The 5,431-nt window shown below is 57.9% G+C and carries 4 protein-coding genes and 2 pseudogenes; 5 read left to right on the top strand and 1 reads right to left on the bottom strand.

The features are described from left to right. Positions 1–575 precede the first annotated feature (575 nt). Positions 576–929 carry a hypothetical protein gene (locus tag ACXAC3_RS00005; RefSeq protein WP_475153823.1) on the top strand — a complete coding sequence of 118 codons (354 nt, stop codon included), beginning with the start codon at positions 576–578 and terminating at the stop codon, positions 927–929. A 27-nt stretch (positions 930–956) separates the two neighbouring features. Here ACXAC3_RS00005 and ACXAC3_RS00010 read toward each other — a convergent pair whose 3' ends face one another. After that, the gene (locus tag ACXAC3_RS00010) at positions 957–1,658 is read right to left on the bottom strand and encodes a GGDEF domain-containing protein (RefSeq protein WP_475153825.1); all 702 of its coding nucleotides are present in this window, start codon (positions 1,656–1,658) and stop codon (positions 957–959) included. Between the two features lie 365 nt (positions 1,659–2,023). On the opposite strand from ACXAC3_RS00010, the gene groES reads away from it, so the two are divergent. The 4 genes and pseudogenes from groES to ACXAC3_RS00030 all read left to right on the top strand — a co-directional run. Next, positions 2,024–2,314 (top strand): co-chaperone GroES, encoded by a 291-nt coding sequence (gene groES, locus ACXAC3_RS00015; RefSeq protein ID WP_035553878.1) that lies wholly within the window; start codon positions 2,024–2,026, stop codon positions 2,312–2,314. A 53-nt stretch (positions 2,315–2,367) separates the two neighbouring features. Then, positions 2,368–4,016: pseudogene (groL, locus tag ACXAC3_RS00020) on the top strand (chaperonin GroEL). Positions 4,017–4,168: 152 nt separating this feature from the next. Next, positions 4,169–4,519 carry an AMP-binding protein gene (locus ACXAC3_RS00025; RefSeq protein WP_475153833.1) on the top strand — a complete coding sequence of 117 codons (351 nt, stop codon included), beginning with the start codon at positions 4,169–4,171 and terminating at the stop codon, positions 4,517–4,519. Further along, positions 4,476–5,431, top strand: a pseudogene (locus ACXAC3_RS00030) (AMP-binding protein); the annotation flags it as partial. The gene ACXAC3_RS00025 and the pseudogene ACXAC3_RS00030, both read left to right, overlap by 44 nt.

The following is a 5,431-nucleotide window of genomic DNA, read 5'->3' on the forward strand; positions in this document are numbered from 1 at the left end:
AAAAAAAAAAAAAAAAAAAAGGGGGGGGGGGGGGGGGGGGGGGGGGGGGGGGGGGGGGGGGGGGGGGGAGGGGGAGGGGGGGGGGGGGGGGGGGGGGGGGGGGGGGGGGGGGGGGGGGGGGGGGGGGGGGGGGGGGGGGGCGGGGCGGCGGGGCCGCGGTCCTGGCGCGCGGCCGGGCGGGCGCGCCTGCGCGGTCCTGGGCCGCGCGGCCGGCCGCCGGGTGCGTCTTTTCCCCGGCCGCGCCCGGCCCAGACGGAGTTTTGTGAGGTGGTTTGTCTATAATCTCGCTGCGCTGCGGGGAACGGCGAGGTAGCAGTTTTGCTGCCTCGAGAACTTCGTAGGCTGGGGTGGGCCGCCTGTCGATGCCATTGCCGGACCCCGTGGAGATCATGCCGAATGGCGTTGGGACAGTCTTTCCCGAACCGGCGGAATAGGCCGCACTCAGCTCCGTCGCGCGCAGCATCAGAGACCGAAAGTCTTCAACGCCTGAAAGATCTGGATGCAAAGTATCGTAAGAGAAGCCAAACGGTTCACATGCCGCAGCGAGAACCAACTGCTTGGTCTGGGACTTCATCGTGAAAACCCTGATCCAGGCGGGACCGGACACGACCGCCGCGAACAGGATGATCACAAACATGATGCCCGGAAACATCATGTTGAATGACATCAGGGAAGAAATGGCGAGAAGAATGGCGACAAAAATCGGCAATCCCGCGCCGATACACGACCGCGTGATCGCAGTTCGAATGGCTTCCTTGCGATCAGACTCGCGGCGCGCGAGCTCCGGCCTCAAGACATCTGACCAGACTTTCGGCACATGGGCGAACTCAGGCCGCTTTGCAGACAACACCTCCAAAGACGGTGCGCCTGCCAAGGCATCACTCAGCTTTTGTGGATTGAACCCCGACATGCCGCTCCCCCTAATCTGATCGACCCCGGTCCCGTCCGGGATGCCATCAGGCGGCCAGCGTCAACTCTCGCGAGGCTGTCACGCAATTTCGTCCATTGGCCTTGGATTTATACAAGGCTGAATCGGCCAGTTCGAGCATTTCGTCAAAGTCCGAATTTGGCGGCAGAATGGTCAGGCCGAAACTGGCCGTCACACTAACCGGCTGCCCATCAACGATCATCACATGGTTTTCAATCGAGGACCGAAGACGCTCACAAACGCTATGAGCCTGCTCAGCGTCGACATTACTTAGCAGGATGACGAATTCCTCGCCTCCCCAGCGTCCAAGCTTGTCGAAAGGACCGCGCAGTTCGGAATATGCCACCGCGGCAATCTCGCGGAGAACCCTGTCCCCAGCGGCGTGCCCGTGCCGATCGTTGACCGCCTTGAAGTAATCAATGTCAAACAACGCAACGGCTGCGGTCATTTCGGTCCGCCCCATACGGGCCATTTCCTCGCAAGCGAACTGTTTGAAGAATTTGCGGTTCAGCAAACCGGTGAGAGCGTCTGTAGACGCCATGTCTTCGAGGGTTCGCTGGTAGATGCGCATCTTGTATTCGTGTTGTGCTGCAATTGCTGCAGTGGGGACCGCCACGCAGGCCGCAATGAACAGATTTGCCACGATAAATTTATGAGGATCGGTCGGAAAGCCCATCGAATAAACAATCACGGAAAACGTGAAACAGAGGCAAAGCGCCGTGATCGCCACAAAGGCGAAAAACGTCAGCGAATTCGACCAGATCCTCTAGTTTACCCTGCACATCCTGTCTCCCGGTTATGGGGATGTTGTCGCACAGGAGTTATATTTTACCGTCAATCTGCCGAGATATTTTCTGGCATTGCCATTCATATTTTGGAAAGAAGCTATCTTACCAATTTCATAAGCCGCTTTTCACGAAGCGTGCGATCCTTACAAAAATTTCGCAATGACGAACTTGACGCTGCCCAAGCGCCCTCTTTAACTGCCCACCATCGTTAGCAGTCAGCAGGGGTGAGTGCTAAACCTCCCTGAATGTTCCTGCTCACGAGCTAAATTCAATTGAACTCGTCAAAGAGACAAGAGGGCTAAATCCAATGAAACTTCGTCCCCTGCACGACCGTGTCGTCGTGCGCCGCGTCAAGGAAGAAGAGAAAACCAAAGGCGGGATCATCATTCCTGACACCGCCAAGGAAAAGCCGCAGGAAGGCGAAATCGTTGCTGTCGGCAACGGTGCTATTGGCGACGACAACGAGCGCGTTGCACTCGACGTCAAAGTCGGCGATCGCGTTCTCTTCGGCAAATGGTCCGGCACGGAAGTGACCGTCGACGGCGAAGAGCTGCTCATCATGAAAGAGAGCGACATCATGGGTGTGCTGGAGAGCTAAGCTCCCGCCCGTCGCATTTCATCAGACAGAATTCTCAAAAGAGGTAATCAACAATGTCAGCCAAACACGTAGTTTTCGGCGCAGAAGCACGCGAACGCATGCTGAAAGGCGTCGATACGCTTGCCAATGCTGTGAAGGTAACGCTCGGCCCGAAAGGCCGTAACGTCGTTATCGAAAAATCCTTCGGCGCTCCGCGCACCACGAAGGACGGCGTCACCGTGGCAAAAGAGATCGAGCTTGAAGACAAGCTGGAGAACATGGGCGCGCAAATGCTGCGCGAAGTCGCTTCCAAGGCAAACGACGTTGCTGGTGACGGTACGACGACTGCAACCGTTCTTGCTCAGGCCATCGTTCGCGAAGGTATGAAGCGCGTTGCCGCCGGCATGAACCCAATGGATCTGAAGCGCGGTATCGACAAGGCCGTGACGGAAGTCCTCAGCGACCTGGCTCACCACTCCAAGAAAGTGAAGTCCAACGACGAGATCGCCCAAGTCGGCACGATCTCCGCGAACGGCGACACCGAAGTCGGTGGCATGATCGCTGAAGCCATGGCGAAAGTCGGCAATGAAGGCGTCATCACGGTTGAAGAAGCCAAGTCGCTGGAAACCGAACTGGATGTCGTTGAAGGCATGCAGTTCGACCGCGGCTACCTGTCCCCGTACTTCATCACGAACCCTGACAAGATGATCGCGGAACTCGAAGATCCGTTCATCCTGCTTCACGAGAGCAAACTGTCCTCTCTGGCAGCCAATGCTGCCGATCCTGGAAAGCGTTGTTCAGAGCCAGAAGCCGCTGCTCATCATCGCCGAAGACGTCGATGGCGAAGCATTGGCAACCCTGGTGGTCAACAAGCTGCGTGGCGGCCTGAAAATCGCAGCAGTCAAAGCACCTGGCTTCGGCGATCGCCGCAAAGCCATGCTGCAAGACATCGCAGTTCTCACCGGCGGTCAGGTCATCTCCGAAGACCTGGGCATCAAGCTCGAGAACGTCTCCATGGACATGCTCGGCACCGCAAAGCGCGTTTCGATCTCCAAGGACGACACGACCATCGTTGATGGCGCTGGCGCGAAGAAAGACCTCGAAGCTCGCGTTTCCCAGATCCGCAAGCAGATCGAAGACACCTCGTCCGACTACGATCGTGAGAAGCTCAGGAGCGTCTGGCGAAACTGGCTGGCGGGGTTGCTGTCATCAAGGTTGGCGGCGCAACCGAAGTGGAAGTGAAAGAGCGTAAGGACCGCGTCGACGACGCGCTGAACGCAACACGCGCTGCTGTTGAAGAAGGCATCGTCCCAGGCGGCGGCACGGCACTCCTGTCCGCTGCCGGCAACATTGATGTCAAAGGCGCCAATGACGACGAGCAAGCTGGTATCGACATCGTTCGCAAGGCTCTGGAAGCTCCGGTTCGCCAGATCGCCGAGAACGCTGGTGTCGAAGGTTCGGTCGTTGTTGATCAGATCCGCCGCGGCAAGGGCAAAGGCTTCGGCTTCAACGCCCAGACCGAAGAGTATGGCGACCTGGTCGGGATGGGTGTGATCGATCCGGTGAAAGTTGTTCGCTCTGCCCTGCAGAACGCAGCATCTGTCGCTGGCCTGCTGATCACCACCGAAGCCTCGATCGCAGAAGCACCGAAGAAAAATCCGCTGGCGGCGGCATGCCCGACATGGGCGGCGGCATGGGCGGAATGGGTGGCATGGGCTTCTAAGCCCAACTGTCCCAGTCAAATTGCGAGAGGCAGCACTTCGGTGCTGCCTCTTTTTTGAACCCGAGATCCTTGAACGCACGCCGATTTAACTTCTCTGCCCCGGCGGCAACCTCCTGGGCTTCTCGCAAAAAAACAAACTGGGAGAAATCGCCGTGACGGCTGCAGAGGAACTGAATTTCGGAGACATGCTTGACGTGGTTGGGGATCTCCTCGGCCCGGAAGACCTGGCCCTTGCGCATGGAAGCCGCCGTATCTACTGGCCAGAATTCACGGCGCGCTCCAATCGACTGGCGCGCAATCTACGCGCAATGGGTGTTGAAACCGGGGACAAGGCTGGCTTCTATCTGCGCAACCAGCCGGAATACACCGAAGCCTTCGCCGCGAGCTTCAAGGCGCGCTTTACCCATGTAAACGTCAACTACCGCTACCTCGCTGACGAACTGTTCTACATTTTCGACAATTCAAGACTCTGCCGTCGTTTTCTACGACGCTCAGTTTCTTGACCAAGTCGAGCTCGTCCGCGGGCGTCTTCCGAAGGTGAAAGTCTGGGTTCAGATCGGCGACGGAGATATCCCGGACTGGGCTGAGGATTACGAACGTCTCGCCACGGAGGGCGATCCCTCGCCGCTCGGCATTGAGAGGTCTGCTGACGACCTCTTCTTCCTTTATACCGGCGGCACGACCGGCATGCCCAAAGGCGTGATGTGGTCACAATCGGTTTGGAGGCGAGCCGCCAGGGAAGGCGCGGAAAAGGCGGGACTCCCCTACCCGTCGACACTGGAAGAATTCAAGATGGCGGTCGAATTGATGGGACGCACCGCCCGCCAGGTTCCCGCCTGTCCTCTGATGCACGGGACGGGTCTCTTTACCGCAATGGGAGCGTTCCTGGCGGAGGCGCCATCATTACACTGGAACAGAATGCCAGCTTTGACCCCGAGAACCTCTGGGACACGGTCGATGAACATGGCGTCACCAGCATGGCCATCGTGGGCGACGCGTTTGGCAAGCCAATGCTGAAAGCTCTCGATGAAAATCCGGGGCGTTGGGATGTCAGCTCCGTACAGACCATTGTTTCATCGGGCGTGATGTGGAGCGCTGAAGTCAAGCAAGGCCTGCTCAAGCACATGCCTCAGGCCGCAATGATGGACAGTTTCGGCTCATCGGAAGCTGTTGGGTTCGGATCCTCTACGACTACAGCCGAAGGCGGCACGCAAACATCGAAATTCGAGATTGGCCCGAACTGCAAAGTGTTCTCCGAAGATGATCGAGAAGTCGTCCCCGGCAGCGGAGAAGCCGGCATTATCGCGCGCGGTGGTGCCGTGCCGCTAGGTGTGGCTCGAAGAGATCTTGTTGATCTGCCTAGAGATGCTCGGCGGGGTGCAGAAATGGTTGGGAAAAAAAAAAAAAAAAAAAAA

Source organism: Ruegeria sp. ABV4_181 (genome assembly GCF_056158465.1).